The organism is Sphaerothrix gracilis Ecp01, from assembly GCF_030405905.1.
Classification (GTDB): domain Bacteria; phylum Cyanobacteriota; class Cyanobacteriia; order Phormidesmidales; family Phormidesmidaceae; genus Sphaerothrix; species Sphaerothrix gracilis.
This window is the reverse complement of record NZ_JASATW010000013.1, coordinates 55,863-81,137: the sequence shown is the minus strand read 5'-3', so window position 1 is coordinate 81,137 and position 25,275 is coordinate 55,863. Positions and strand designations below refer to the sequence as shown.

The following is a 25,275-nucleotide window of genomic DNA, read 5'->3' as shown; positions in this document are numbered from 1 at the left end:
TAGAGACTGAGGGATATTTCACTGCGTCGCGCTACTGCTTGCTGCCTCACTACTTACCTCGCCAAAAGAAATATTAAATAGAGTCAACTCTTTTCTCAAAAAATTAAGCAAAAGGCCGGGTTGGTAGTCGCCTTTACAACCCGCTGGGATCGCTGAGTGTTAACCTAATTGCAGTAGTGATGCGAGCAGCTAAGTCCCAGGTAACTCTATGGCACAAATTCTTGATCCCCTGCCACCCGAAAGCAACGATAAACTTCTGTGTTGTTATGTAAACGCAACGAGCAAGATCCAGATTGCTCGGATTACCAACGTCCCTAACTGGTATTTTGAGCGGGTGGTTTTTCCAGGACAGCGGCTCATTTTTGAAGCCTTTGCCACTGCCCAACTGGAAATTCATACGGGTATGATGGCAAGCGCTATTCTCTCAGATACGATCCCCTGCACCCGTCTGCTGGTTGATGATCCTCAACCTCCGTCGGAACCCGCGCCTCCTGCAGCCGATCGAGAAGCTGTGCCAGCAGGTCTAGCCGCTGTGTCTGCTGAATAGGCTAAATGGAAGCCACTGGGATTGGGTTCGTCGTGTACGCTAGGAAATAGTTTTCCGCACTTAATTCTGCATACACATTGGACTTACCCTCTTTTATCTGGCTTTGGCGTATTGCAGCCTGGTCGATGGGGTTTACTCTGTCGGCCTATTTTATTTTGGCTGTTAGTGGCGGCTGGATCTCGTTAGCGCGTCAGACGCGGCGATCGCGTCCCGGCTGGCTGCGCCCACTCCACTATATTGTCGGCGGCGTTATGGTGGCGCTGGTGCTGCTGCTGTTGGCCATTGGCATTGTAGGCACGCTGGGGGAATACGGCAGCTTAGGCCATTCGGTTCATCTCCCGGCAGGACTGGACGTGGTGGCGCTGGTGCTTATTTCTGCTGGCAGCGCTATTTTCATTAGCCCGCAGCGGCCCTGGGTGCGGTTCTTGCACGTGGGCACCAATATTATGCTGTTCGGAGCACTGGCGCTGGTGACCCTGAGCGGCTGGCAGGTAGTGCAAAAATATTTGCCGTAGAATAAAGGCAATGAGCTATTGATTTCAAAGTAAACGCCGTGCAGCCTTCCACAGAAGTTAATACCCCTACTCCCACCTCAACCGCGATACCGGCAGAGGGAGATATTTTTCATATTTCGCCATTAATTCGGATTACGCTGCTGGCCTTTTATCTGGCGCTAATGATGCCGCTGCCCTTTTTAGCTGAAGCCACAGCGGCTCCGGTGCCAGCCAGCGCTTTAGCCGCTGGTATTGTGCTGGGCGGTGTTGTGCTCTACGGCGTTCTGAGTGAACAGGTGATTACCAGTGAATCCGGGATTCAGGTAACCTATCCTGCCTGGGTAAGATTATTTTGGCGCAAAGGCTGGCAGCTCAACTGGGATCAAATCAGGGCGCTAAAGCCTCGCTCTACCGGGCAGGGGGGTATTGTTTACTACTTTGTCAGCCAGGCGGAAGAAGCTTATTTGTTGCCGATGCGCGTAGCTGGCTTTGGACGACTGGTACGGCAGGTAGCCGCCAAAACCGAGATTGATACCCGCGATGTGCGGCCTCTATCGCAGCCGTGGATGTATTTTATTCTGCTAAGTCTGACAGTTTTGCTGCTGCTGACGGATGCCTGGACCGTTTCAACGGCGATCGCCCTCAGTTAGAGCAACCCGTATATGGCTCAGCTTAGGTTTGAACAGGTTAGTCTGCAGGCCACCGTCGGTCAGGCTGAGATTTTGCAAGATCTCAGCTTCAGCGTCGAAGCGGGGGAGCTAGTGGGCTTAGTTGGGCCTTCTGGGGCAGGTAAAACCTCTCTGCTCCGTCTGATCAATCGCCTTAGCGATCCGAGCCAGGGGCGGATTTTTTGGGAGGGTCAAGACCTGCGACAGCTTCCCGTAATTGCGCTGCGACAGCAGATCATGCTGGTGGCGCAAGAGCCCAAGCTGCTGGATATGACCGTAGAAGAAACCCTGTGGTATCCGCTGCGGCTGCGCCATCTGGCGCGATCGCAGGCCGAAAGCCGTATCCAAACCTGGCTGGAGCGTCTGCAAATCCCGTCAGACTGGCTATCACGCAGCGAGCTAGAGCTATCGGTAGGGCAGCGGCAGCGAGTGGCGATCGCCCGTGCTTTAGTCACAGAGCCGAAAATACTGCTGCTCGATGAACCGACATCGGCCCTAGACGCTGGCAACGGTATGCGGCTGATGAACCTACTCCAGAGACTGGCCCAGCAGCAGACAACCATTTTGATCGCCAATCACCAGCTCGATTTGCTGCAGCCTGTCTGCAGCCGTATTCTGCATCTAGAACAGGGAAAAATTGTGCAAGACCTGCCCCATGCGGCCATAGACTGGCCCCAACTCCGCCAGGCTATTGTGCAGGCTCAGCAGCAGGAAGAAGATGAATGGCAGTGAGCCTAACGCTGATGCGCCACTGACATGACGGGTGGGGGCGAAGGGCTGACTGTTGAACTATTACGGCTAGGCTGCTCCTTGCTAATGCGCTCAACGTTAAAGCGATAGCCCACATTGCGAACGGTTTGAATGATATTGGGCTGACGCGGATCGGCCTCAATTTTTTTACGCAGCGATAGCACGTGGGTATCAACGGTGCGCGGATTATCAATCGCGTCCGGCCAGGCTCGCTTGAGCAAGTCTGAGCGGCTTAGAGGGGAGCCAGCGGCCTGGGTCAGCACGTAGAGCAGGCTAAACTCCTGCGGGGTTAAGTCAATGAACGCTTCCTTGTAGCGCACACGTCGCTGTACCAAGTCAATATGCAGTTCGCCATAGCTGAGAGAGGCCGGGGCGATCGCTTTTTGACTGCGCCGCGTCAGTGCTTCCACACGGGCTAGAAATTCTCGCATCCCAAAGGGCTTAGAGAGATAATCATCGGCTCCGGCTTTGAGTCCTGTAACAATATCGGCCTCTGTTGTTCGAGCCGATAGCATTAAGATTAGAACTTGTCCCTGCTGCTGCATCCAGCGACACAGCTCTATGCCATCGCCATCCGGGAGTTCTGAATCCAAAATCACCAAATCCGGACAGCGGTTCTGAAAAGCATCCCGTCCCCTAGCGATGTCTGCTGACTGCACTACCCAGTAGCCAGCCTGCTGGAGGTGCCAGCCTAGCAGCGATCGCAGATGAGGATTTCCTTCGACAACTTGAATACAAATTGAACCCACCAGTCCTAATTGGTTCCGTAAAACAGCTATCGTATCTGGCACCTAGCCTATCAAAGCGGTTGTCATGATTTTGTAACTGCCGTTACGCCGCACCCAGTCGTTCGGCTCAAGGGAATAAATCCGTCTAGATACGCAGACGGACTTTCTGGCCTAGCTGATAAAATGATAATAATTACACATACAAAGAAATACTCTTAAAGGATCGAACCGCCTTTATTAAGAGGTCTACTTACTTAGTAGCAATTCGTAATCTTTAAGATCCCGGTTTCAATTTTGACCTGCTCCGTTAGAGTCGCCCTCCCGCTCACCATGCTTCAAGACGCCCGCGCAATTCGCTACTATCAACGCATAACCGATGCCCTAGTCGAACAGTGGAATCGAGGCTATCGGAACCGAGACGAGCTGCGTCTGTTTGTGGATGGTTACCTAGCCGCCTTGCGCCACGCCGATGCCCTAGACCCCTACTTAGTGCATCGTTTGGAGGAAGATGTGATCCGCTTCATGAACGACACGTCCAACTTTGCGGTGCCTGAGTCTGAGCCGGACTATTACTAGCGGCGGCCATGAACTTGTAGGTATTTCTTGCTGAACGCGTGAATATAGACAATAGACAAAAACGGGTGGAAGCTATAATCGCGCTTCACCCGTTTTTAATTGGTGTATCTGGTTGCCGGTAGCCAGACAGACAGTGCTTAGGAAGCGATCGCCACTTCAACGACTTCCTGCAGCTTGCCGCTCTGATAAAGCTCAATCATGATGTCAGAGCCGCCTAAAAACTCACCATTGACATAAACCTGAGGAATAGTCGGCCAGTTAGAGTACTCTTTGATGCCCTGGCGAATCTCGTAGTCTTCTAAGACATCAACTGTTTCGTAGGGAGCGCCTAGCATATTGAGAATCTGCACGACGTTGTTAGAAAAACCGCACTGAGGCATCAGCTTGGAGCCTTTCATGAAGACAACGATGGGATGCTGCTGCACGATGTTGTCAATTTTAGTTTTGAGTTCTGGAGTCATGGTATCTATCGGGGTATATCAAAGGCGAAACGGGCTTTTAACTGGCCGCTGTCCAGGCTTCAGGCGTATAGGTTTTCAGGGAAAGAGCATGGATTGCTTCAGAAGACATCGCCTGCTGTAGGGCACCGTAGACTAGCTGATGCTGCTGAATTAGGCTGCGACCCTCAAATGCGGTAGAAACAACGGTGACCTGATAGTGGTCGCCGCCGCCTGTCAGGTCTTGCACCTGTACCTGAGCGTCAGGTAGTCCTGTTTGAATCATTGATTCAACCTGATCGGGGCTGATCATGACTGCTCCTTCTCAACTAAAAAATACGTAAAAGCAAATAGCGTCGGCCTTCACCCGACTAGTTTAGCGAACTTGCTACCCGAATAGAGCATCCCTGACCGGATTACTCGCTGGCCTGATTTCTGGGGTAGGGGGCGTCTACAAAGCCAAGCTCAAAAAGCTGCTGGTAGGCTCGCTGGCCCAAATTACGGGTCGGCTGCTGGCTGCGGACAATCTCAACTAGCAGCGGTACCGCTAGTTCCGGCTGGTTCTGAGCTCTATGAACGAGCGCAAGCTGAAAAGTCGCTTCATCCCGCATTTGAGCAGTGGCCAGCGCCTTTTCCCGGTGACTGTCGCTAATGCGATTGTCAATGCCGGTAAACAGCTCGGACAAATCGCGGTAGAAGCCGGAAAGCTGACCCAGAAGCTGCCGCACTTCCTGCAGCTTAGAAATAGCGGTGCCGTAGTCTTGGACAGCGATCGCCGCTTCTGCTTCCTGCATCAGCCGCTCGCTGGACTCAATGCTGAGCAAAATGCTGGACTGGGGCAGCACTTCAGTCACTTGGGGGTTGCCTTCGGCGGGGTTAGCGGCATTATTTTGGGCTTGGGCCGGTAGCGCGATCGCCAAGGTGAGAACAGCCCAGAAACTCAGTTTATTGATCAACATGCGGGGGTAAAGCCTAATGGGGTTCGTCATTACGTAACCTTATGTTTCAGTGCAGCAAGACAGGTCTGCTCTTTAGATAAGCTGATGGTCAATCATCAGAAAACAGAAAGAGATTCTTGTCAATACCTCGTTGATCCCGGTTTAGTCAGAGGACATTAGTTCATTCAAACATGTTTGCTGAACGAATTGAACTTTATCTCCAATCGGTCGAGTGTAGCAGACCTGATGCAACCGGAGTCCTGCAGATCTCTGTAGACTCACGGATAAACTACTGAGTTCCCTAGAATACTTTGAGCAGACATGTCTAGGCAGGTTGATTTAGTCCTGCAGCGCGGTGGCGAGGAGCTGCTGCTAGTCAAGCTGGAGGATCGCTTCACGACCTCACCCATAGAAGCGGTTGAGCTAACCAGCCTACAGACTCAGCTCCAGCCCCAGTCTCTCCGCCCGGTTGCCTCTGGTCGCCTGCTGGAATGGCAGGTGCCACCGCGCCAGCTAGAGTCAGCCATGACTGCGGTGCGGCGATCGCCTGCTGTTGGGTTTGCTAGCCACGTCTATCGGCTGCTGGCCAGTCCTCAAACCCTGGTTTATCTGGCTCAGGAAATCACCGTTCAGTTTACGCCTGAGGCCAGTGTTGCAGCGATCGCGGCTACGGCCACTGCTTTTGGTCTGCAACAGCGGCAGGTCGTAGACGGCATTGCCAACACCTTTGTATTTGTCGTCACCCAGGCCGCTAGCGAAAATCCAGTGAAGATCGCTAACCGACTGGCCGAACAGTCTCAGGTTTTATTGGCTGAGCCCAATATCATCATCCCCACTGAACTGCTCTATCGACCTCAAGATCCGCTGTACGAGCGTCAGTGGCATCTGTTTCACAGCGGCAGCGGTCAGAGCTTAGCGGCCAACTCTCATATTTCAGCAGAGCAGGCTTGGGAGATCAGTCGGGGCAGCCGCTCAGTGGTAGTAGCGGTTTCAGATGATGGCTTTGACGTCGATCATCCCGATTTTCAGGGACAGGGCAAGCTGGTCGCGCCCCAGGATCTCAAGCAGTGGGATACGCTGCCCACGCCGACGACCGATAACGAGAATCACGGTACGGCTGTGGCCGGACTGGCGATCGCAGAAGAAAATGGTGTCGGCGTGGTAGGAGTCGCGCCGGACTGCGCCTTCATGCCGATTCAAACCACGGGTTTTCTCGACGACGAGTCGATTGAGCAACTGTTTAACTGGGCCATTACCCAGGGAGCTGCCGTCATTTCCTCTAGCTGGTCGCCAGCGGCGGTTTACTTTCCCCTGTCACTGCGGCAGCGCAACGCTATTACCAAAGCGGCTACCCAGGGCCGCAACGGCAAGGGCTGCGTGGTGATTTTTTCGGCAGGTAATGCCAATCGACCTGTTAGCGGCAGTCTGAATGAAAAAGGCTGGCCTAAAAATGCGGTAAAAGGCATTACAACCTGGCTCAGCGGGTTTTCAGTACATCCAGACGTGATCTCAGTAGCCGCCTCTACTAGCCTCAACCGCAAAGCCGCCTACAGCAACTGGGGCCAGCACATTGCGATCGCCGCCCCCAGCAACAACGCACCGCCCAGCATGGCCCTGCCGCGCTTGGGCACCATTTCTACCGGGCCGGAAATTCAGATCTCTCTGCCAGGTCGCGGGATGGTCACGAGCGATCGCAGCGATGCGGCAGGCTATTCTACTGACGCCTACACCAATAACTTTGGCGGTACCTCCAGCGCTTGCCCAGTGGTAGCGGGCGTGGCGGCGCTGGTGCTGTCGGTCAATCCCTATCTGAGCGCCTACGAGGTGCGCCGTATTCTGCAGGAAACGGCGGACAAGATTGTTGATACCGCCACTGATCCACAGCTGGGCCTCAAGTACGGCACTTATGACGACAAAGGCCACTCCTTCTGGTTTGGCTACGGCAAGGTCAATGCGGCCAGAGCTGTTCAGGAAGCCAAGCGCCGCCTGCATCCGTCGCGCCGCCTGCAGCAAACCCTGCGGCAAAGCAATACGGTACCCCTGACTATTCCTGATGACCAGCCTCAGGGAGTGACCAGCCAAATTGATATCCGCGATCGCGGTCTTGTGCAAGATATTCAGGTGCGTCTCAGCCTTAACCATGAGTTTTTAGGCGATCTCAGCGTGACCCTGATTTCCCCAGCCAGGACAGCCGTTTTGCTCCAGGGGCGCACTTTAGGTCGCCGCCGTCAGCTCAGCCAAACCTATACCCTAGCCACCACGCCTAGCCTGTCTCATCTGCTCTATCAGGCGATCACCGGCCAGTGGCAGCTGCAAATTATCGATCACTCTCCCCTTAATACCGGCCAGCTCGATTTCTGGGAGCTAATTCTGGGCACAGCCCAGTCCTAAGCCAGCAAGAGATGAGTTTAAACAGTGGACACTAGCCGGGAAGCGGATCAACCCCGGTGGATACTAGCCTACGAGCAAATCCTCTTCCGGATAGTGAATGGAAGAAGGGCTGGGATCGCCCAGCAGCGCCGCCATCGCCAGCAAGACACCGACGCGTCCTACATACATCGTGACGATAATAACCAGCTTAGCGGCGGCGGACAGATCCGCTGTAATGCCGGTAGAAAGCCCCACTGTGGCAAAGGCGGAAACGGCTTCAAACAAAATATCAATGAAGGAAAAGCTGGGATCAGTGAGGGCAATGAGAGTCGTGACGGAAATAACGGTGAAGGCGGAGCCAACCACAACGCTGATCGCTTTTAATACCCGTGAAGGGGGAATTTCCCGCTGGTAGCAGGTGACTTCTTCTTTGCCCTGCAGCACAGTGCGGGTACAGACAAACAAAATTCGAGCCGTTGTCGTCTTAATGCCGCCGCCGGTGCTGCCAGGACTGGCACCGATAAACATCAGGGCGATGATAATGAACAGTGATACATTTTCCATGGCGCCAATATCGACGCTGTTGAAGCCAGCCGTGCGCGTTACCACTGACTGAAACCACGCCGCTGTCAGCTTTTCCCCAAGTCCTAAGGCCCTCAGAGTCTCTGGGTTATCAAACTCAGTGAAAAACAGGGCTACCGTTCCCACAATTAGCAGCGTTACGGTAGTGCTGGTGACAATTTTGAACTGTAGCGAAAAAACGCCCCGCTCCTGACAACCCTCACAGCGATCGCGCAGCCACATAAAGGCTTCCATAATCACCCGGTAGCCGATGCCGCCCAGAATGACCAACAGCGTCACGACGGTGTTGACCATGGGGGACTGAGCATAGCCGACGAGGCTGTCAGAAAACAGGCTAAATCCGGCATTGTTAAAAGCGCTGACGCTGTGAAAAACGGCTAGCCAAAGTCCAAAGCCCTGATCAAAGTCGTCTATAAACCGGGGCATGAGCAGCAAAGCCCCAGAAATTTCAAAGATCAGGGTCATCGAGATAATTGAGACAATCAGCGATTTGGCTCCAGAGAGCTCTGTTTTGTCCATAGACTGCTGAATCGCGAGGCGATCGCGCAGACCTAAACGCCGCCCCAACAGCAGCAGTAAGAAAGTTGTTGCTGTCATGTACCCCAAACCGCCCACCTGAATCAGCAGCAGCACAATTGCCTGGCCTATGGGGGAAAAGTAGCTACCTGTATCCACTACAATTAAACCCGTCACGCACACTGCCGACGTTGCGGTAAAAAAAGCGACTAGCGGACTGTTCCACTCGCCGCTGCTGGTTGAAAAAGGCAGCAGCAAGAGTAAAGTACCAACGACAATTAGAGCCAGAAAGCCTGAACAAATCGTTCTAGAGACGGTCATCTCGGTGAGCGTAAGAAAGGAAGATAAAAATTATAGTCGTTGCGTTTATACGACTAGACACCCATCTTTTCATGGATTTCGATATCACCGACTAGATTTGTGTCAATTTCGCCAACATCTCATCCCAACGCCATGACTTCTAGCCTTCACCAACAGATTCAGCAGTTTTATGACACCTCCTCTGCTCTCTGGGAGCAGGTTTGGGGAGAGCATATGCATCATGGCTACTATGGCACAACAGGCACCCACCGCAAGGAGCGGCGGCAGGCTCAAATTGAGCTGATTGAGCGACTTTTAGACTGGGGAGAAATCTCTCAGGCCAGCCATATTCTCGACGTGGGCTGCGGCATTGGTGGCAGCACCCTCTATCTGGCAGAAAAGTTTAATGCTAAGGCAATTGGCATCACCCTAAGTCCAATCCAGGCCGAGCGGGGGACTCAGCGAGCGATCGCGGCTGGCTTAGAGGCTGCCGGTTCAGCTCCTAGCGCCTCTTTTCAGGTGGCTGATGCCCTCAATACGCCTTTTGAGGATAATCAGTTTGACTTTATCTGGTCGATGGAAAGCGGCGAGCATATGCCCGATAAACGCCAGTTTTTGCAAGAATGCTTTCAGCTTTTGCAGCCGGGAGGCAAATTTTTGCTGGCAACCTGGTGCCACCGCCCTACAGACTCCCTGGCGGGCGCTCTGACCGCCGATGAGCAGAAGCATTTAGAAGATATTTACCAGGTCTATCATTTACCCTACGTGATCTCGCTGCCAGAATATGAGGCGATCGCCCAGGATATTGGCTTTCAGAATATTACTACTGCCGACTGGTCAACTGCGGTAGCTCCTTTCTGGGACGAAGTGATGTTTTCGGCTCTGAACCTAGAGGCGGTTAGCGGCCTAGTTCAGGCTGGCTGGCCTGCTATTCAAGGAGCCTTTGCGCTAAGACTCATGAGTCAGGGCTATAAAAAAGGGCTACTGCGCTACGGTCTGCTCTGCGCCACCAAGTAATTAAATTTGGCAAGAAGGCTTAGCTCCGTCCCACTACTAGAACCCTGGCCGCCGTTAGCTTCAAATCACCTAGTTGAGGGGAACAAATTGCCTGCTCACCCCGATAAATATGTTTCTTAAAGCTTCTTCATGCGTTGAGACAGCGCATTTTTAAGCGGTGCCCAGTTTGCTCTCCAGCGACTTGAGATACTCTGTATTGACGCCGGACTCGCGGGTGAGGGCAATTTTTCCAGTGCGGGCAATTTCTCGTATGCCGAAGCGGGTCAGCACCTGAACAATTGCCACCAGCTTCCCCGGATCACCCACCACCTCTAGGGTCAAAGAATCTTCAGAGACATCCACTACCCGCGCTCTAAAAATTTGGGCTAGACCTACCACTTCGGAGCGGGTAGTGCCCGTGGCGTTGACCTTCAGCAGCATGAGTTCTCGCTCCACGCAGGGTACCTCGGTAACGTCCTGCACTTTGAGGACGTTGATCAGCTTGTAGAGCTGCTTGGTAAGCTGCTCGATCGCCCGATCGTCTCCCGGCACCACCATCGTGATCCGCGAGATGCCCACCTGCTCAGCCGGGCCGACTGCAAGACTTTCAATATTAAAGCCGCGACGGGCGAACAGCCCGGCGATGCGGCTGAGAACACCCGCTTCATCTTCAACCAGAACGGAGAGAGTATGCTTCATGGCTAAGCAGTTGTGAGATGGGCAGTATGATAAAAACCTGATCTTTTTGGCTGCCCATAGCGGCAAGCCAAAAAATAGTTAGATTCTCGATTTTAGCTCGCTGAAGTCATCTTGTTAACTCTTAAGCGATTGTCTGACGCCCCATAGTTACAGCGGCGATCGCCTCAAATTTTTCCACGCTAGAGCCTACCCGCTAATCACAGCCCTCTGCCCCATGACTGCAACACGCTTTTCCACCCCGCAACTGATTTCCAAGCAAAAACTGCTGCAGGTTTTTAATCTGCGTTCCGGGGAGGGACGGCGCACCCTGCTAATGTTCGCCTTTTATACAGCGACCTCGATGGGTATTTTGTGGCTAGAAGTTAGCTCGGCGGCGCTGTTCCTGGGAGCATATGGGGCCCAGTCTCTGCCCTGGATCTATATTTTTAGCGCTGGTGTCGGTTTTGGTCTTAGTTTTGTTTACTCTTGGCTGCAGCGCCTCTTGCCGCTGCGCTGGGTGGTAGTCCTGATTGCTGTGCTGATGGCGCTGCCGCTGCCGCTGTTTTGGCTAGGAATGTCCCTACCCGCCCTAGCGGCCATTACCGTGTTTATGATGCGGCTCTGGGTAGAAGCTATTTATGGCCTCAACGATCTCAACGTGGCGGTGATAGCCAATCAGCTATTCAATATCCGCGAGATCAAGCGCTCCTATCCAATTATCAGCAGCGGCAATCTGGTGGCGGATGTGCTGAGCGGATTTTCTATCTATCTGCTGCTGCAGCTATTGGGACTGCAAAATGTCATTGTTTTAGCCTGTCTCACCATGCTAATCGGCGGTGGCATTTTGTTCTACATCAGCAATCGCTACGAACACGCCTTTCCCGATTCCCTCCGGCGCACCGAAGATAGCAGCTCTAACCATGCCGCCCGCCGCCTCAAAGGATCAACCCGCCAGTATGTCATTTTGCTGTTTAGCTTTTTTGCTCTGGCGCAGGGGGTGATGTATTTAGTTGAGTTTCAGTACTTACTGCAGCTAGATGCGGCTTTGGACGCCCAAGCGATCGCCACTTTCTTGGGCATCTTCAGCGGTGTGCTGGGCCTGATGGAACTGCTGACCCAGTGGTTTACCTCTAGCCGTTTAATAGAGCGAGTCGGGGTTTTCGCCGTTACGATGCTGCTGCCGCTGGTGATTTTAGCGCTGGGGAGCCTCTCGCTGATTTTGAGCTGGCCGACGCTGCTGGGAGCCTCTAGCTTGCTGGTGGGGCTGGTACTGCTCAAGTTCATGGATGAGTGGCTGCGCTATACCCTAGTCGCTAGCACCCGCCCCATCCTGTTTCAGCCAATTCCAGACAGCAGCCGGGGCCGACTGCAATCGTTCATTGGCGGCATTGCGGAACCCCTCTCTATGGGGGGGACAGGGCTGTGCATCTTGCTGACAATCGCGGTTTGCCGTGCCCTGGGCTACGAAAGCCTTGCATTTCAAAGCCGAGTCTTTTTGCTGGAGGTGCTGATTGCGGCAGGGGTCTGGCTAGGCGCTATTTTTCTGCTGCGATCGCGCTACTTAAACCTGCTAGTACTGAGCGCGGAGCGAGGGCTACTGAGCTTTTCAGATGCCAACCTGCGGGTGCTGAAACGCGCCTTTATTGATCAGCTAGAACAGCCTGGCCGCGAAGCCGACAAGCGCTCCTGCATTGAACTGCTGAGCTATATCGATCCCAGCGGCGTCAGTGAGGTGCTGGCCCCTCTGCTACCAGACCTTTCCGCCAGCCTGCAAAAGCAGAGCTTAGAGGCAATGCTAGAGTATCCCAGCCTCGACTGTTTGCCCCCCGTGCGCCTACTGACTGAGACGACCCAGCGACCGGAGATCTTAGCCTTAGCGCTGCGCTACATCTGGATTACGGAAGCCGATCCGGATATTAACGCCCTCAAACGCTACCTCAAGCCCGAAATTGATCCGGTCGTGCGCGGCACAGCGGCGTCCCTGATGCTACGCCGAGGCGATCCCCGCCAAAAGGCCGAAGCGACCAACGCCCTGCGGCAAATGCTCACTCATCCCCGCGAACGGGAGCGAGTTATGGGGTGCCGGGCCTTGGGAGAAGCAGACTATATGCAGGCGCTGCGGCTATACATTCCCAGCCTGCTCCAGGATGAGTCTCTGCGGGTGCGACGGGCTTTGCTGGAGGCGATCGCGGCCACGCGCCTAGAAGAATATTATCCGTCTTTGCTAAAGGGATTGACCTATAAATCTACGCGGGAGGCCGCAGTCAATGCTTTAGCGCGCCTGGGCAATGAGGCGCTGCCCCTGCTCAAGCACCTAGCAGAAGACTATCACCAGTCTGACACCCTCCGTCACCAAGCCTGGCAGGTCATCGGCAAGATTGGCACAGTGGAAGCCTTAGATATCCTGGTTTCTCGTTTGGAGACAACCTGGGGCAATGCTCGCCGTGCCCTGTTGCGGATTCTATTGAGGCTTTCGCAGGAAACTGGATTAAAGCGATCTAAGGGAATCGATGTTGTTTTAGATCGGCTAGGCCGACCTGGCATTGAGCGCTTGCTCAATCAGGAGCTGATTTTCATGGGACAAATCTATGCTGCACTGATTGATATTTCCTCAGCTAGGGTGCGGGGCCGCGAAGCTGAACTGTTTCGCAATGCCCTGCAGGACATGCTGGTGGATTCCAAAGAGCGCCTCTTTATGCTTATGCGCTTTCTCTATCCGTCAGGAACCATTCAGGCCGCTCAGGTCAGCCTGCAGGGTTCACCCGCCAGCCGGGCTAGAGGCTTAGAGATTTTAGACAACACCCTGGATATTCCCAGCAAGCGAGCGGTTCTGAGCGTGCTCGATCGCCGCTCGCATCAAGAGAAGCTGCTTAGCCTCTCCGGCCTAGTGTCATACCAGCCCCTGCTAGCCCGTCAGCGCCTGCGCTATCTTATGGATCTGCGACATTTCCTGTCTGACTGGGCCTTTGCCTGCTGTTTTCACCTAGCGCGGCAGCAGCAGTGGAGCTTTACCACGGCGCAAACGCTAGCTGGACTGCGACATCACACCGGATTCATCCGGGAAGCGGCTTTATCTTATTTGGCAATGGCATCACCTGCGGCCCTAGTGGACGTGTTGCCGCAAATGCAGAGCGATCGCAATCCCCTGGTAGCCGCTCAGGTGAAACAGCTCATGTCTCGGACTCAATCGCTTGACTTTAACAAGCGATCGGTTTATGAATGAGCCGAGACTGAGATCATCTTGGCTACGCCATTCGTTGACCGCCTAGCTGCAGGCGGGAAAGCTAAAGTTAACAGATGGCCCGCTTAGCGGTCTGCGTCAGTCAGTCCTGAAAATTGTCCGGGCCTTGCGTCCATTTTCTCTCCATGTTAACCAGCGTCGATCGTCTCCTATTCGTACGTGGCGTCCCCATCTTCAAAGAGCTGCGGGATGACTTTTTGGTTCGGCTAGCCTCCATCATGGATGAGCTGTCTTTTCCAACCAACTACACCATTTTTACGGAAGGCCAAGAGGGGCGATCGCTCTACATTGTGGTTTCCGGTCGCGTCAGCGTTCATCTCAAACAGCAGGAGCTGGCTCAGCTCGATCAAGGCACCTGTTTCGGCGAAATGTCTCTGTTTGATGCTGAACCGCGCTCAGCCTCAGTGACGACGCTAGAACCCTGTGAGTGCCTGATACTGACTCAGCAGCAGCTTTACGAAGCCGTTGACGAAACCCCTGGTATTGCTGTCAATATCATTCGGATGCTGTCCCGGCGCATCCGGGAACTTAACAAAGAACTTAACGATAAGAAACAAGATCTCAGCCGCTATCAAGCGGCCAGTGACTATACGCCGCCTTTGCTGGAGCAAACCGATCTGCAGCTCTCACATCCAGGCTCTAAAAACGGCCTTTCTGTAGCCACTGCAGAAGAGGTTTATCAGCCGGGTGTGAGCTACTTCAACGGCAACTTGCCCTATTAGCCCGCTAGCGGGTGAGAGCAACCTGCTGGCAGGTCTGTAAGAAACGGTAGGGAAGGTGGGAATTACTGCCCCAGTGCAGGTGCAGGTAAGAGGCGTGAATTTGCCGCTGCTGCCAGCCTTCAGTGATGGGAGCCGCTCGGCCATGCCCCTGCATTTGATAAATAGGCGATGGAGCCGCAGGCTCTATGACTGAGCGGTGAAACTCGTGGCCCCAAAGTTTCGTACCTGCCGCCACTAAGGGGGTATCTCGACAGACCGTAGCGCGACGATAGCCTAGGGTTAGTCGCGGCGACATCTTGGCGGTTATAGGTAAGCTGCCCACTAGCGGCCAGCATTGCTGCTCAAAGTCCTGTAGCTGCTGGGCCAAATACATCAGCCCGCCACATTCAGCGTAGGTAGGGAGACCTTGAGCTAAGGCGGCTTTGACGCTGGCTAAAGCTGAACGGTTTGCGGCCAGCTCAGCCGCAAACATTTCTGGAAAACCGCCGCCTAAGTACAGTCCTTGAATGTCTGGGGGTAGGGTGGCATCTGCCAGCGGACTCCAGACAGCTAGCTCAGCCCCCAGCGCCTCAAGTAGCTGCAAATTTTCGGCATAGTAAAAGCTGAAGGCGCGATCGCGGGCTACGGCAATTCGCACGGGAACAGGCTGAAATTCTTGTGAAAGTAGGGGCGCAACGGTCGAAGTCACGGGCGATCGCAGTAAGGGCCGTAGACGCGACCAGTCAAAGCAGGTTTTGCCCAGCATCGCTAGCTGCTCAAGGGTTTGGCGAAAACCCGGCAGCTCGGCTGTCGGCACTAAACCCAGGTGACGGCTAGGCAGCTCAATGCCCTGATGCCGTCGGAGTACGCCTAGAATAGGCAGATTCAAAGGGGCGATCGCGGCTTTGAGTAAATCTAGGTGGCGATCGCTGCCGACTCGGTTCAACACCACTCCGGCAAACTGCAGCAGTGAATCGAAGGTGCGATAGCCGTGAATGATTGCGGCGACGGAATGGGACAGACGACTGGCATCAATCACCAACAAGACAGGAAGCTGCAGCGTCCGGGCCACGTCAGCGGTACTGCCCCAGTCCTGATAGCCGCCCGCTCCATCAAATAGGCCCATGACGCCCTCAATCAGGGCGTAGGGAACCGATTGACTATAGCGCTGATAGCACTGCTGGATATAAGCTGCTGAGGTTAAAACCGGATCTAGGTTATAGCAGGGGCGTCCGGCAACCGCCTGATGAAACATGGGATCAATATAGTCTGGCCCCACCTTAAAAGGCTGCACCTCAGCCGCCAACGCCGCCAGCAGCGCCAGCGTTACCGTTGTCTTGCCGACACCACTACGCTCTCCAGCCACAATTAGCCCCATAGCTGGCCTAGGCGGCTGGATTTCATGGCTTTTCCAACCCTGCTACAGAGACTATAAGGCTGTCTTAGAGCCGCCGGAAATATCGACTGCGATAGGAGCTGTTTCTGTATGGGCAGCGGTGGTTGACTGCAAAATGGGTGTCCGGGCAATCGAGTTGTTAGCCAGGGTAAACAGCGGATTAGACAAAATACCGGCCAAGGAGGTGGCGACCACCGCCAGAATTAGGCTGATTTGCAGAGGCCGCATTCCCGGCAGCGTCCAGCGTACTTCCGGATAGTTCTTGACGGCATCGGACATCTCATGAGGCTCTTTGACCACCATCATTTTGATGACGCGGATGTAGTAGTAAATCGAAATAACGCTGGTAATCAGGCCAATGAGGACTAAACCGTAGGCTCCTGCCTGCCAGCCCGCCCAGAAAATATAGAGCTTGCCGAAGAAGCCCGCCATTGGCGGAATGCCGCCCAGAGAAAGTAAACAGACGCTCAGGCCAAAGGTCAGCAGCGGATCTTTCTGGTAGAGGCCGCTGTATTCGCTGATCTGGTCGGTACCAGTGCGCAGCGAGAAGAGAATCACGCAGGTGAAACCGCCCAGGTTCATGAACAGATAAATTAGCAGGTAGAACACCATGCTGGCATAGCCCGCCTGGGTGCCGATGATCAGGCCAATCATCACGAAGCCTGCTTGGGCAATGGACGAGTAGGCCAGCATTCGCTTCATGCTGGTTTGGGCCAAAGCCACGACATTGCCCAAAACCATGCTGAGGATAGCCAGGGCGGTAAAGACAAAATGCCACTGCTCAGAAACTAGCGGGAAGGCCGTCACCAGCAGTCTAATTGCCAAAGCAAAGCCAGCCGCCTTAGAGCCAACCGACAGAAAGGCCACTACCGGTGTGGGTGAACCTTCGTAAACGTCAGGTGTCCACTGGTGGAAAGGCACGGCTGCAATCTTGAAGGCAATACCGGCAATGACAAACACCAGGGCCACGACGAGGCCAATCGGAGCGTCAGATCCATCTGCCAGAATATTAGTGGCGATTGCCGTCAAGCGAGTTTGACCACCGGAAAGGCCAAACAGCAAGGAAACGCCGTAGAGGAAAATAGCCGAGCTGGCCGCGCCAATCAGCAAGTACTTGAGGGCGGCCTCATTTGAGCGCGGATCGCGCTTCATGTACCCCGTCAGCAGATAAGAAGAGATGCTCAGGGTTTCTAGAGAAACGAAAATCATTACCAGCTCGTCGGCCCCTGAAAGGAACATACCGCCTAGGGTAGCCGTGAGCAAAATAACCAAAAATTCTGCCAGAGAAGTGCCTGACTGCTCCACATACCGAATTGACATCGGTACGGTAATCATGGCCGATAGCACAATGATGCCGCGAAAAATAACGCTCAGGGCGTCGCCATTAAATCCGCCTAAAAATGCAATCGGATTGGCAACGTCCCACTGAAAGACCAGCGCTGCTACAGCCGCTACCAGTCCTGTGATCGCGATATACGGCGTCCATCGAGACGAGGAGCGTCCAACAATCAAGTCGCCCAATAAGACTACCAGCAGGGTGACGATGACGATCCCCTCCGGCAGAATCGTACCGGCATTGAGCTGCGCGGCAAGATTGGTCACATCCATTAGCCTAAATACCTCGAACAGTCAGCTTAGGGAGCTATTACAGGTAAAATTGCCTCGCCCTGGGTAAAGCCGCACAGCCATTTTCCAAACTGGAAACAAAGACGGCCCTATGGGCGATCGCTCAACTCCCTTAGCAATGTAACATCTCTACAACTAAGCAGCATAACTAAGCAGTGCAATATTTCTGTCCCTTTCATCGCCGGCCTCAGACCGGGAAGTTCGGCAACCCGCCTAGACGAACTCGTCACTTTCGATATAAGCCTATTAAATAGGAGGGGACGGCTAGCTCACGTTTGGACGCTAACTCATATAGACGAAGCCGTTTTTGCGGAATCATGGTTTTCGATCGTGAAGCCATAACCGATCTCAAAACTCACTGTCGTCTATGACCAGTCCGTAAACCCAACAGGCGATCGCTTACTTTACAGGGCTTAAAAAATGTTTAATTTGTTTTTAACCTGCAAGTTATCGCAGTATAGATTTGGGAATATTGCGGCAAAGGCGGTTTGGATGTGACCTGTCGTTAGCGTCTACAAAGTCAGCCTGGTTTCCTCAAACCCTCTATTCCGACAGCAGATAGATTTTTCTATCTATATTAAAAGAAGTTTTAACGGCCTGAGACGTTTACAGCCCTATGTCAACTCTCGTCATTGTTGAGTCGCCCACCAAGGCGAAGACCATCCGTAACTATTTGCCTTCTGGATACCGCGTCGAAGCGTCGATGGGGCACGTTCGCGATCTGCCGAAGTCAGCTAGCGAAATCCCCCCTGCCGTTAAAGGGGAGAAATGGGCCCAGCTGGGCGTTAATACGGAAGCTCAGTTTGAACCTCTCTACGTTGTTCCTAAAGACAAAAAGAAAGTTGTCAAGTCTCTCAAAGACGCCCTGAAGCAGGCTGATGAGCTGGTCTTGGCGACTGACGAAGATCGCGAGGGAGAGAGCATTAGCTGGCACTTACTGCAGCTTTTAAAGCCTAAAGTGCCTACCAAGCGTATGGTCTTTCACGAGATTACGGAAGAGGCCATCCAGGCAGCGTTAGAGAACTGCCGCGATATCAACGATCAGCTAGTGCGGGCACAGGAAACGCGGCGAATTCTAGACCGACTAGTAGGCTACACCCTGTCACCGCTGCTATGGGAAAAAATTGCCTGGGGTCTTTCAGCCGGACGGGTTCAATCGGTTGCCGTTAGGCTGCTGGTGACTCGCGAGCGGGAGCGACGGGCTTTCCGCAAAGGTTCCTACTGGGATCTCAAGGCCACGCTGCAGCACGACAAAAGTGATTTTGAGGCGAAGCTGTATTCTTTGGCAGGTACCCGCTTAGCCAATGGCAGCGACTTTGATGAGAATACGGGCCAAATTGCCGCAGGGCGCAATGTTGTTCTGCTAAACGAGGAACAGGCCAGAGCTTTACAGACGCGGCTAGAGGCCGGAGCCTGGACGGTTACCAATATTGACGAGCGGCCTTCTAACCGCAAGCCTTCGCCCCCTTTCACCACCTCAACGCTGCAGCAGGAATCTAACCGCAAGCTGCGCATGTCGGCTCGTGAAACTATGCGAGTGGCTCAAAGCCTTTACGAAAAGGGCTACATCACCTACATGCGGACGGACTCGGTGCATTTGTCGCAGCAGGCGATCGCGGCAGCGCGAAGCTGCGTGGAAACTCGCTACGGCCAGAACTACCTCAGCCCCAAACCCCGTCAGTATGCCAACAAGAGCAAAAATGCTCAGGAAGCTCACGAAGCGATTCGTCCGGCCGGCAGCACCTTCCGTACCCCCCAAGAAACGGGACTGCGCGATAAAGAGCGGGCCTTATACGACCTGATCTGGAAGCGGACAGTCGCCACTCAGATGGCGGAAGCCCGTCAGACTCATATCACGGTGCAGATTGAGGTTGAAGACGCCAATTTTAGAGCCAGCGGCAAGCGAATTGACTTTCCAGGATTTTTCCGCGCCTATGTAGAAGGTTCAGACGACCCCGACGCAGCGATCGAGGATCAGGAAGTGACCCTACCCAATCTAAAGGTAGGGGATGGGCCAGAATGCCACAGCCTCGAAGCCATCGGCCACGAAACCCAACCACCTGCCCGCTTCACTGAGGCATCCTTAGTGAAAACTTTGGAGAGCGAGGGCATCGGTCGGCCCAGCACTTACGCCAGCATCATTGGCACCATTGTCGATCGCGGCTATGCTCAGCTCACTAGCAACAGTCTGATTCCGACGTTCACGGCGTTTGCGGTGACAGATCTGCTGGAAAAGCATTTTCCCGACCTGGTAGACCTCAGCTTTACGGCGCGAATGGAGCGCACCCTAGACGAAATTTCCGTAGGGGATGCAGAGTGGCTGCCCTATCTCAACCAGTTTTATCTGGGAGATGAGGGCTTAGAGCAGCAGGTACAGCAGCGCCAAAGTCAAATTGATCCTGACACGGCTAGAACTATCGATTTAGAGAACCTAGCGGCAAAAGTGCGCATCGGTCGCTATGGCCCCTATTTGGAAGCGGAAAGCGATGACGGACAGGTAAAAGCGTCAATTCCACAGGATGTGACGCCGGCTGACTTGGATGCCGATCAGGTGGAAACCCTGCTGAAGCAGAAGACCGAAGGCCCTGACAAAATTGGACTGCACCCGGAGACAGGAGAGCCTATTTACATCCTGATTGGAACCTACGGCCCCTACGTGCAGATGGGGGAAAAGACAGAAGAAAATCCTAAACCCAAGCGGGCTTCTGTGCCGAAGGGAACGCCGATGGATGCCGTTACCCTGGAGATGGCGGTAGGACTGCTATCCCTACCTCGCCTACTGGGCACCCATCCTGAAACCGGCGCTAAGATCAAAGCCAGCATTGGTCCCTACGGCCCCTATATTGTTCACGATCAGGGGAAAGAGGGCAAAGACTATCGATCGCTCAAAAAAGACGATAGCGTGCTCGAAATCACCCTAGAGCGAGCCTTAGCAATTTTGGCCGAGCCGAAGAGTCGGCGCGGTCGGCGCAAGGCCGCCGAACCGCTAAAGCAGTTGGGCAATCATCCGGAGGACGAGCAGCCAGTCAATATTTATGACGGTCCCTATGGTTTTTACGTCAAGCATGGCAAAACCAATGCCTCCTTACCAGAGGGTAAAAAGCCAGACGATATCACCCTAGAGTTGGCCCTAGAGCTGCTAGAGGCGAAACAGGCCACCAAGAAAAAGTCGGGCCGCAAGTCCACGAAATCTACGGCTAAGTCTTCTACCAAGTCAGCGGCTAAAAAGTCCACGCGCAAAACCACGACCAAGAAATCTACCACCAAGAAAACAACGGGTACTACCGCTAAGAAACGAACCACCCGCAAGAAAGCGACCGACGATACTTCATCGGAAGAGAAAAAAGCTTCTTAGGGAGCAGATTTATGCTGACGCTTTACCACACGCCGCTCTCTATCAACTCCCGCCGGGTATGGGTGGCGCTGCTGGAGAAAGGACTGACGTTTGATCTCGTTGAAGTTGATTTAGGCGGTGAGCAGTTTCAGGCCGATTTTCTAGCGCTGAACCCGTTTCACCACATTCCGGTACTGGTGGACAATGACTTCACGGTGATTGAATCCTTTGCGATTCTAGACTACTTGGAAGCGATGTATTCATCGCCGCCGCTGATGCCCTGTGCTCCCCAAGCGATCGCCCGCGTGCGCATGGTGCAGATGGTGACGCTGAATGAGCTGCTGCCGGCGATGACGCCGCTCATTCGCAAGATGATGGGGTTTGGTGAGCCGGATGCTGAAGCGATCGCTCAGTCAATGCAGCAGGCTGAGGTGGTGCTGCAGTTCTGGGAACAAACCCTGGGAGAGGATGAATTTTTTGGCGCTGATCATCTCAGTTTGGCCGACATTGTAGCGGGCACAGTTGCTGCCTGGTTTCCGGACTTGGAGGTATCGCTGACAAACTACCCCAAGCTGGCGCGCTGGCGCGATCGCCTGATGCAGCGTCCGGCTTGGCAAAAAACGCAGCCTACCGCTGAAGCTTTAGCAGCCTTTCGCGATCGAATGCGGCAGCTAATGGATCAGCGGCAGAACTCGTAGGGCAGACAGGGCTACCCTACCTAACGCAGGCAAGTTTTTAAGTTTATCCCTGATTTTTGAGATAGGCCAAAACTGCCTCTGCCGTAATCTGCGACATGGGCCGACCCTGCTGCTCAGATGCTGCCTTCAGCTGCGCATAGACATCATGGGTAATGCCAATGCGGTGGCGGCTGCCACCCTGGGGCGGCGTTGCTGATTCTAGATGGCGGGCATCTGTAGACGTGTAGTTTTCGACGTACTGACGAATGGTCTCTAGCCCAACGCGATCGCAAAAATCACCGAAACTCTCTTGTCCCTGGCGTGACTCCCGGAAATAGACAAAGATAGGCTCTAGTCCCTTTTCTAGCTCGTCTATATGGAGGCGATCAACATAGGGCCGAGCCAGCCGGGTTTGGTTGGGGGATCCCCCTAGCCAAATCTGGTAGCTGTCGGGGGCACTGCCGACAAAGCCCAGCTCTGCCATGTAAGGACGGGCGCAGCCGTTGGGGCAGCCGGTCATGCGAATGACAAAGTGCTCACTGCTCAGGTCTAACTTGGTGAGTAAAGCTTTGAGACGGTCGATGATGCTGGGAATGATCCGCTCCGACTCGGTGATTGCCAGTCCGCAGGTGGGCAGGGCCGGGCAGGCCATTGAGTAGCGCACCAGCGGATCAACTTCGGCTTCGGCCTGAATCCCGCAGCGATCGAGAATTTCCTGAATCGCGGCCTGATCGGCCGGATCGATCTCATAGAGAACAATATTGTGGTTAGCGGTGAGGCGAATCGGCAGGTGGAAGCGCTCAGAAATTTCCCGCAGCGCTGTTTTGAGCTGCAGCTTGCCGTTGTCATGAACGCGGCCATTTTCTACTGAAATACCAACAAATAGCTTGCCGTCACCCTGTTCGTGCCAGCCCAGGTAGTCGTAGTATTTCCATTCCGGCAGCGGCTTGAAAGGTTCCAGCTTTTTGCCAAAGAAACCTTCAACCGTTTCCCGGAATTTTTCCACGCCCCAGTCATTGATCAGGTACTTCATGCGGGCATGACGGCGATTAAAGCGATCGCCATAGTCTCGCTGGGTAGCGACAATTGCCTTCAACAGGTCGTAGACATCTTCTTTGGCTACATAGCCAATCGGATCGGCCAGACGGGCAAAGGTTTCTTCTTTGTTGTGAGTGCGGCCCATGCCGCCTCCCGCCAGAACGTTGAAGCCCTGTAGCTCTCCGGCATCGTTTGTCATCACAACCAGGGTGACATCCTGGGTATAGATGTCAATGGAGTTGTCCCCCGGTACCGTCACCGCGCATTTGAATTTGCGCGGCATGTAGTAAGTGCCGTAAATCGGCTCTACGCTGTCGTGGACAATCGTGCCGTTGCCGTTGCGCTGCCGAGCGGCGACGACCTCCGGCGCTTCTTCTGCCGTAATTGCTTTTTCTCCGTCCAGCCAGATTTCGTAGTAGGCTCCGGTTTGCGGGGCTAGCAAATCAGCAATGTTGTCAGCATACTGACGGGCATAGACGTACTCCGTCCGATCTTGGTATGGGGCTGGCGGGGCCATGACGTTGCGGTTGATATCGCCGCAGGCACCTAGAGTAGACCCCATACTGCGGACAATAGCTGCTACCGTCTCTTTGAGATTCTTTTTAAGAATGCCGTGAATTTGAAAGCCCTGACGGGTAGTGACTCGCAGCGTATGATTACCGTATTCCTCGGAAAGGCGATCGAGGGTCAGCATCAGCTCCGGCGGAATAAAACCGCCTGGGTTGCGCGTCCGCAGCATGAACTGATAGTCCTTTTCCTGTCCTTTCACCCGGTTATCCCGGTTGTCTTGCTGATAGGAGCCGTGAAACTTCAAGATTTGGATAGCCGGATCGGAAAAGTGAGTTGTCTCTTCCCGCAGCTCACTCGCTAGCGGCTCGCGGAGAAAATCGCTGCGCTCTTTGATGCCCTCAAGCTTTGAAACTTTCTTTTGAGCAGATTGCGTCGAATTTTGAATCGGAGTCTGAACCATGTCCAAGCCAGATGGAGTAATTGCGATGTACCAAAACACGAAAACGCGAGCTACCCAGAATTCTTAAGATAATTCTTAAGATTGTCCGGTAACCCGGTCGGAATTGTGGTGAATCTTTTTTATCCTATCACTGGATCCACTGAAGCGAGTCACCTAGATGTTAGGAATCGTTAATTCTGCTGGTTTGCTGTGGGCTGACTACCCAAAAAGTGGCTGATGCTTCAGTTGAGAAAACGGCTAATCGGGGCATGGGTGCAGCAGACTGTTTTATCCTGAAGAGGAGGATATAGGGGCGATCGCCGGGAGTTTTGATGCCAGATCCAATTATGTTTCAAGAGGATATGTTTGTCTTGCTTGCACCGGGGAAGTCGGAAGTTTTTCTCACGCCTGAGGAGTTACAGACTCAGCTAGAAGCGATTCTAGCCGGACAAGAGGAACTACCTAGAGATTTAAAGAAATTCTCTAGCCGCGCCGAGCAGGCCAAACACCTGATCAACACGGCTTGCGAACTGGAGCTGAAACCAGGAGAAACCCTACAGTGGTATGCCGTACGTTTAGAAAAATGACGGCGATCGCCCTGCTGAGATGACGAAACAATAAAAAAGCAGCAAGTTTTAAAGAACTGTAAAGCTATCCTTACCCTGCAAGGGTACCTGTAGATTTTAGCGAACCGCCCAGAAGCTGACATGATTGCCGAAAAGCCGTCTTCTGCTTCTCTAGAATATGCTTCATGTGCTTTTTAACCGTATTGGGCGTAATTTTGAGCGTCTGTGCGATCGCCTTGTAGGTATAATTTTTACGCTGCAGCAGCCAAACTTCTTTTTCCCTCGCCGTCAAGCCATATTGCTGAGCCTCAGCCGCTGCAATCTCCTCCACTACCTGGGTTTGATCTTCCATCACCAGAAGTAAATAAAATTCATCGCTAGACTCAGTTTGAATCCAACGGGCTTTGATAAAGAAAACGTTAAGCTGATCAATTACGATCCTCGACTCAATCAGCCAGCTTTGTTGCGGAAATAGACAGCGGCTTTCTGACAAAACCTTGCAGATATGGCGAATTTCCAAAGGAATTGCTTCGTTGGAGCCGTTGCGTTTACGCAATTTTCTTAAAATAGCCTCTGCATTTCTATTTTTATAAATTGGCAATCCTTTCTCTGTCAAGATTAAGACGCCATTTATAAAATAATGAAAAACCTGATTGAGTAGATTGTCTTGATTGCTTTCAGCTTCAAAAAATGCGCTTTGATTGCAAAATTCGTTCTCTTTCTGAGCAGAATTGCTGTTGAATGAACAATCAAAATTGGTTGTAAGATTTTCTGAATAAATCATCGAAAAAAAGCATTCTAGTGTAAGGGTACGCGAATGTAACAGGCAAATATGTTTAACTCTCTAAATGTCTGCTAAACGAAGTTAGCTCGACTGTCTTTATTTCTATGTATACCTTTTTGAGGGCTAATATCATTTTTGTTTGTTAACAGCGATTTTTTCTAGAGTGGCTCGAATATTTCGGCTCATAGTCAAAAAAATACGAACAAATTGCTGAGAAGGCAGAAAGAGAAACTGGTAATAACAAGCACACTTCGGGTCTACGGCTTTCACCTATCTTTTCTACAGGCTCAAGAATAGAAATTCCTGGCTCAAAAAGATACGGCTAGGTCGGCTGGGTCAAGGTATTCATGCTCAGATGGCCTGAGAGGCAGACCAAAACTGGC

General features: G+C 53.2%; 22 protein-coding genes. 12 read left to right on the top strand and 10 right to left on the bottom strand.

The window, feature by feature from the left end; translation table 11 throughout:
* Positions 1–208 precede the first annotated feature (208 nt).
* From QJQ48_RS15865 to QJQ48_RS15850, 4 genes are all read left to right on the top strand, one after another.
* Positions 209–547 carry a DUF1830 domain-containing protein gene (locus QJQ48_RS15865; protein WP_346292216.1) on the top strand — a complete coding sequence of 113 codons (339 nt, stop codon included), beginning with the start codon at positions 209–211 and terminating at the stop codon, positions 545–547.
* Positions 548–624: 77 nt separating this feature from the next.
* On the top strand, positions 625–1,062 hold the full coding sequence (locus QJQ48_RS15860; RefSeq protein WP_346292215.1) for a DUF4079 domain-containing protein: 438 nt from the start codon (positions 625–627) through the stop codon (positions 1,060–1,062).
* 86 nt (positions 1,063–1,148) lie between these two features.
* Positions 1,149–1,691: a hypothetical protein gene (locus QJQ48_RS15855; protein ID WP_346292287.1), complete on the top strand. Its 543-nt coding sequence runs from the start codon at positions 1,149–1,151 to the stop codon at positions 1,689–1,691.
* Between the two features lie 12 nt (positions 1,692–1,703).
* Complete coding sequence (locus QJQ48_RS15850) at positions 1,704–2,441, top strand: cell division ATP-binding protein FtsE (protein WP_346292214.1); 738 nt, start codon at positions 1,704–1,706, stop codon at positions 2,439–2,441.
* Between the two features lie 2 nt (positions 2,442–2,443).
* On the opposite strand, the gene QJQ48_RS15845 is transcribed toward QJQ48_RS15850, so the two are convergent.
* Positions 2,444–3,208 carry a response regulator transcription factor gene (locus QJQ48_RS15845; RefSeq protein ID WP_346292286.1) on the bottom strand — a complete coding sequence of 255 codons (765 nt, stop codon included), beginning with the start codon at positions 3,206–3,208 and terminating at the stop codon, positions 2,444–2,446.
* A gap of 309 nt (positions 3,209–3,517) precedes the next feature.
* Here QJQ48_RS15845 and QJQ48_RS15840 point away from each other — a divergent pair, with 309 nt between their 5' ends.
* The gene (locus QJQ48_RS15840) at positions 3,518–3,763 is read left to right on the top strand and encodes a DUF6761 family protein (protein ID WP_346292213.1); all 246 of its coding nucleotides are present in this window, start codon (positions 3,518–3,520) and stop codon (positions 3,761–3,763) included.
* A gap of 137 nt (positions 3,764–3,900) precedes the next feature.
* Here the strand turns inward: QJQ48_RS15840 and grxD are convergent, their stop codons facing one another.
* The 3 genes from grxD to QJQ48_RS15825 all read right to left on the bottom strand — a co-directional run bounded on the left by grxD (position 3,901) and on the right by QJQ48_RS15825 (position 5,159).
* Entirely contained in the window at positions 3,901–4,224 is a 324-nt protein-coding gene (gene grxD / locus QJQ48_RS15835; RefSeq protein WP_346292212.1) for a Grx4 family monothiol glutaredoxin, read from the bottom strand.
* Positions 4,225–4,261: 37 nt separating this feature from the next.
* Complete coding sequence (locus tag QJQ48_RS15830; RefSeq protein WP_346292211.1) at positions 4,262–4,513, bottom strand: BolA family protein; 252 nt, start codon at positions 4,511–4,513, stop codon at positions 4,262–4,264.
* A 103-nt stretch (positions 4,514–4,616) separates the two neighbouring features.
* Positions 4,617–5,159 carry a hypothetical protein gene (locus tag QJQ48_RS15825; protein ID WP_346292210.1) on the bottom strand — a complete coding sequence of 181 codons (543 nt, stop codon included), beginning with the start codon at positions 5,157–5,159 and terminating at the stop codon, positions 4,617–4,619.
* Positions 5,160–5,459: 300 nt separating this feature from the next.
* On the opposite strand from QJQ48_RS15825, the gene QJQ48_RS15820 reads away from it, so the two are divergent.
* Entirely contained in the window at positions 5,460–7,529 is a 2,070-nt protein-coding gene (locus QJQ48_RS15820) for a S8 family serine peptidase (protein ID WP_346292209.1), read from the top strand.
* A gap of 63 nt (positions 7,530–7,592) precedes the next feature.
* On the opposite strand, the gene QJQ48_RS15815 is transcribed toward QJQ48_RS15820, so the two are convergent.
* Complete coding sequence (locus QJQ48_RS15815) at positions 7,593–8,927, bottom strand: TrkH family potassium uptake protein (RefSeq protein ID WP_346292208.1); 1,335 nt, start codon at positions 8,925–8,927, stop codon at positions 7,593–7,595.
* 132 nt (positions 8,928–9,059) lie between these two features.
* Here QJQ48_RS15815 and QJQ48_RS15810 point away from each other — a divergent pair, with 132 nt between their 5' ends.
* On the top strand, positions 9,060–9,923 hold the full coding sequence (locus tag QJQ48_RS15810; RefSeq protein ID WP_346292207.1) for a methyltransferase domain-containing protein: 864 nt from the start codon (positions 9,060–9,062) through the stop codon (positions 9,921–9,923).
* Between the two features lie 150 nt (positions 9,924–10,073).
* On the opposite strand, the gene ilvN is transcribed toward QJQ48_RS15810, so the two are convergent.
* Positions 10,074–10,601, bottom strand: a complete 528-nt coding sequence (gene ilvN, locus QJQ48_RS15805; protein WP_346292206.1) for an acetolactate synthase small subunit — start codon at positions 10,599–10,601, stop codon at positions 10,074–10,076.
* Between the two features lie 214 nt (positions 10,602–10,815).
* Between ilvN and QJQ48_RS15800 the strand changes: the two genes are divergently transcribed.
* Entirely contained in the window at positions 10,816–13,803 is a 2,988-nt protein-coding gene (locus tag QJQ48_RS15800) for a HEAT repeat domain-containing protein (RefSeq protein ID WP_346292205.1), read from the top strand.
* 143 nt (positions 13,804–13,946) lie between these two features.
* Positions 13,947–14,543 (top strand): Crp/Fnr family transcriptional regulator, encoded by a 597-nt coding sequence (locus QJQ48_RS15795; protein WP_346292204.1) that lies wholly within the window; start codon positions 13,947–13,949, stop codon positions 14,541–14,543.
* 4 nt (positions 14,544–14,547) lie between these two features.
* On the opposite strand, the gene QJQ48_RS15790 is transcribed toward QJQ48_RS15795, so the two are convergent.
* Positions 14,548–15,900, bottom strand: a complete 1,353-nt coding sequence (locus QJQ48_RS15790; RefSeq protein ID WP_346292203.1) for a cobyrinic acid a,c-diamide synthase CobB — start codon at positions 15,898–15,900, stop codon at positions 14,548–14,550.
* 51 nt (positions 15,901–15,951) lie between these two features.
* Positions 15,952–17,526 carry an NAD(P)H-quinone oxidoreductase subunit N gene (locus tag QJQ48_RS15785; protein WP_428843055.1) on the bottom strand — a complete coding sequence of 525 codons (1,575 nt, stop codon included), beginning with the start codon at positions 17,524–17,526 and terminating at the stop codon, positions 15,952–15,954.
* A 634-nt stretch (positions 17,527–18,160) separates the two neighbouring features.
* On the opposite strand from QJQ48_RS15785, the gene topA reads away from it, so the two are divergent.
* Positions 18,161–20,899, top strand: coding sequence for a type I DNA topoisomerase (topA, locus tag QJQ48_RS15780; RefSeq protein ID WP_346292202.1), 2,739 nt, complete (start codon positions 18,161–18,163; stop codon positions 20,897–20,899).
* Between the two features lie 11 nt (positions 20,900–20,910).
* The gene (locus QJQ48_RS15775) at positions 20,911–21,576 is read left to right on the top strand and encodes a glutathione S-transferase family protein (RefSeq protein ID WP_346292201.1); all 666 of its coding nucleotides are present in this window, start codon (positions 20,911–20,913) and stop codon (positions 21,574–21,576) included.
* A 43-nt stretch (positions 21,577–21,619) separates the two neighbouring features.
* Here the strand turns inward: QJQ48_RS15775 and sir are convergent, their stop codons facing one another.
* Positions 21,620–23,563, bottom strand: a complete 1,944-nt coding sequence (gene sir, locus QJQ48_RS15770; RefSeq protein ID WP_346292200.1) for a sulfite reductase, ferredoxin dependent — start codon at positions 23,561–23,563, stop codon at positions 21,620–21,622.
* A 311-nt stretch (positions 23,564–23,874) separates the two neighbouring features.
* Here sir and QJQ48_RS15765 point away from each other — a divergent pair, with 311 nt between their 5' ends.
* Entirely contained in the window at positions 23,875–24,129 is a 255-nt protein-coding gene (locus tag QJQ48_RS15765) for a CRR7 family NDH-1 assembly protein (protein WP_346292199.1), read from the top strand.
* 70 nt (positions 24,130–24,199) lie between these two features.
* On the opposite strand, the gene QJQ48_RS15760 is transcribed toward QJQ48_RS15765, so the two are convergent.
* Positions 24,200–24,892: a helix-turn-helix transcriptional regulator gene (locus QJQ48_RS15760; protein ID WP_346292198.1), complete on the bottom strand. Its 693-nt coding sequence runs from the start codon at positions 24,890–24,892 to the stop codon at positions 24,200–24,202.
* Positions 24,893–25,275: the final 383 nt, after the last annotated feature.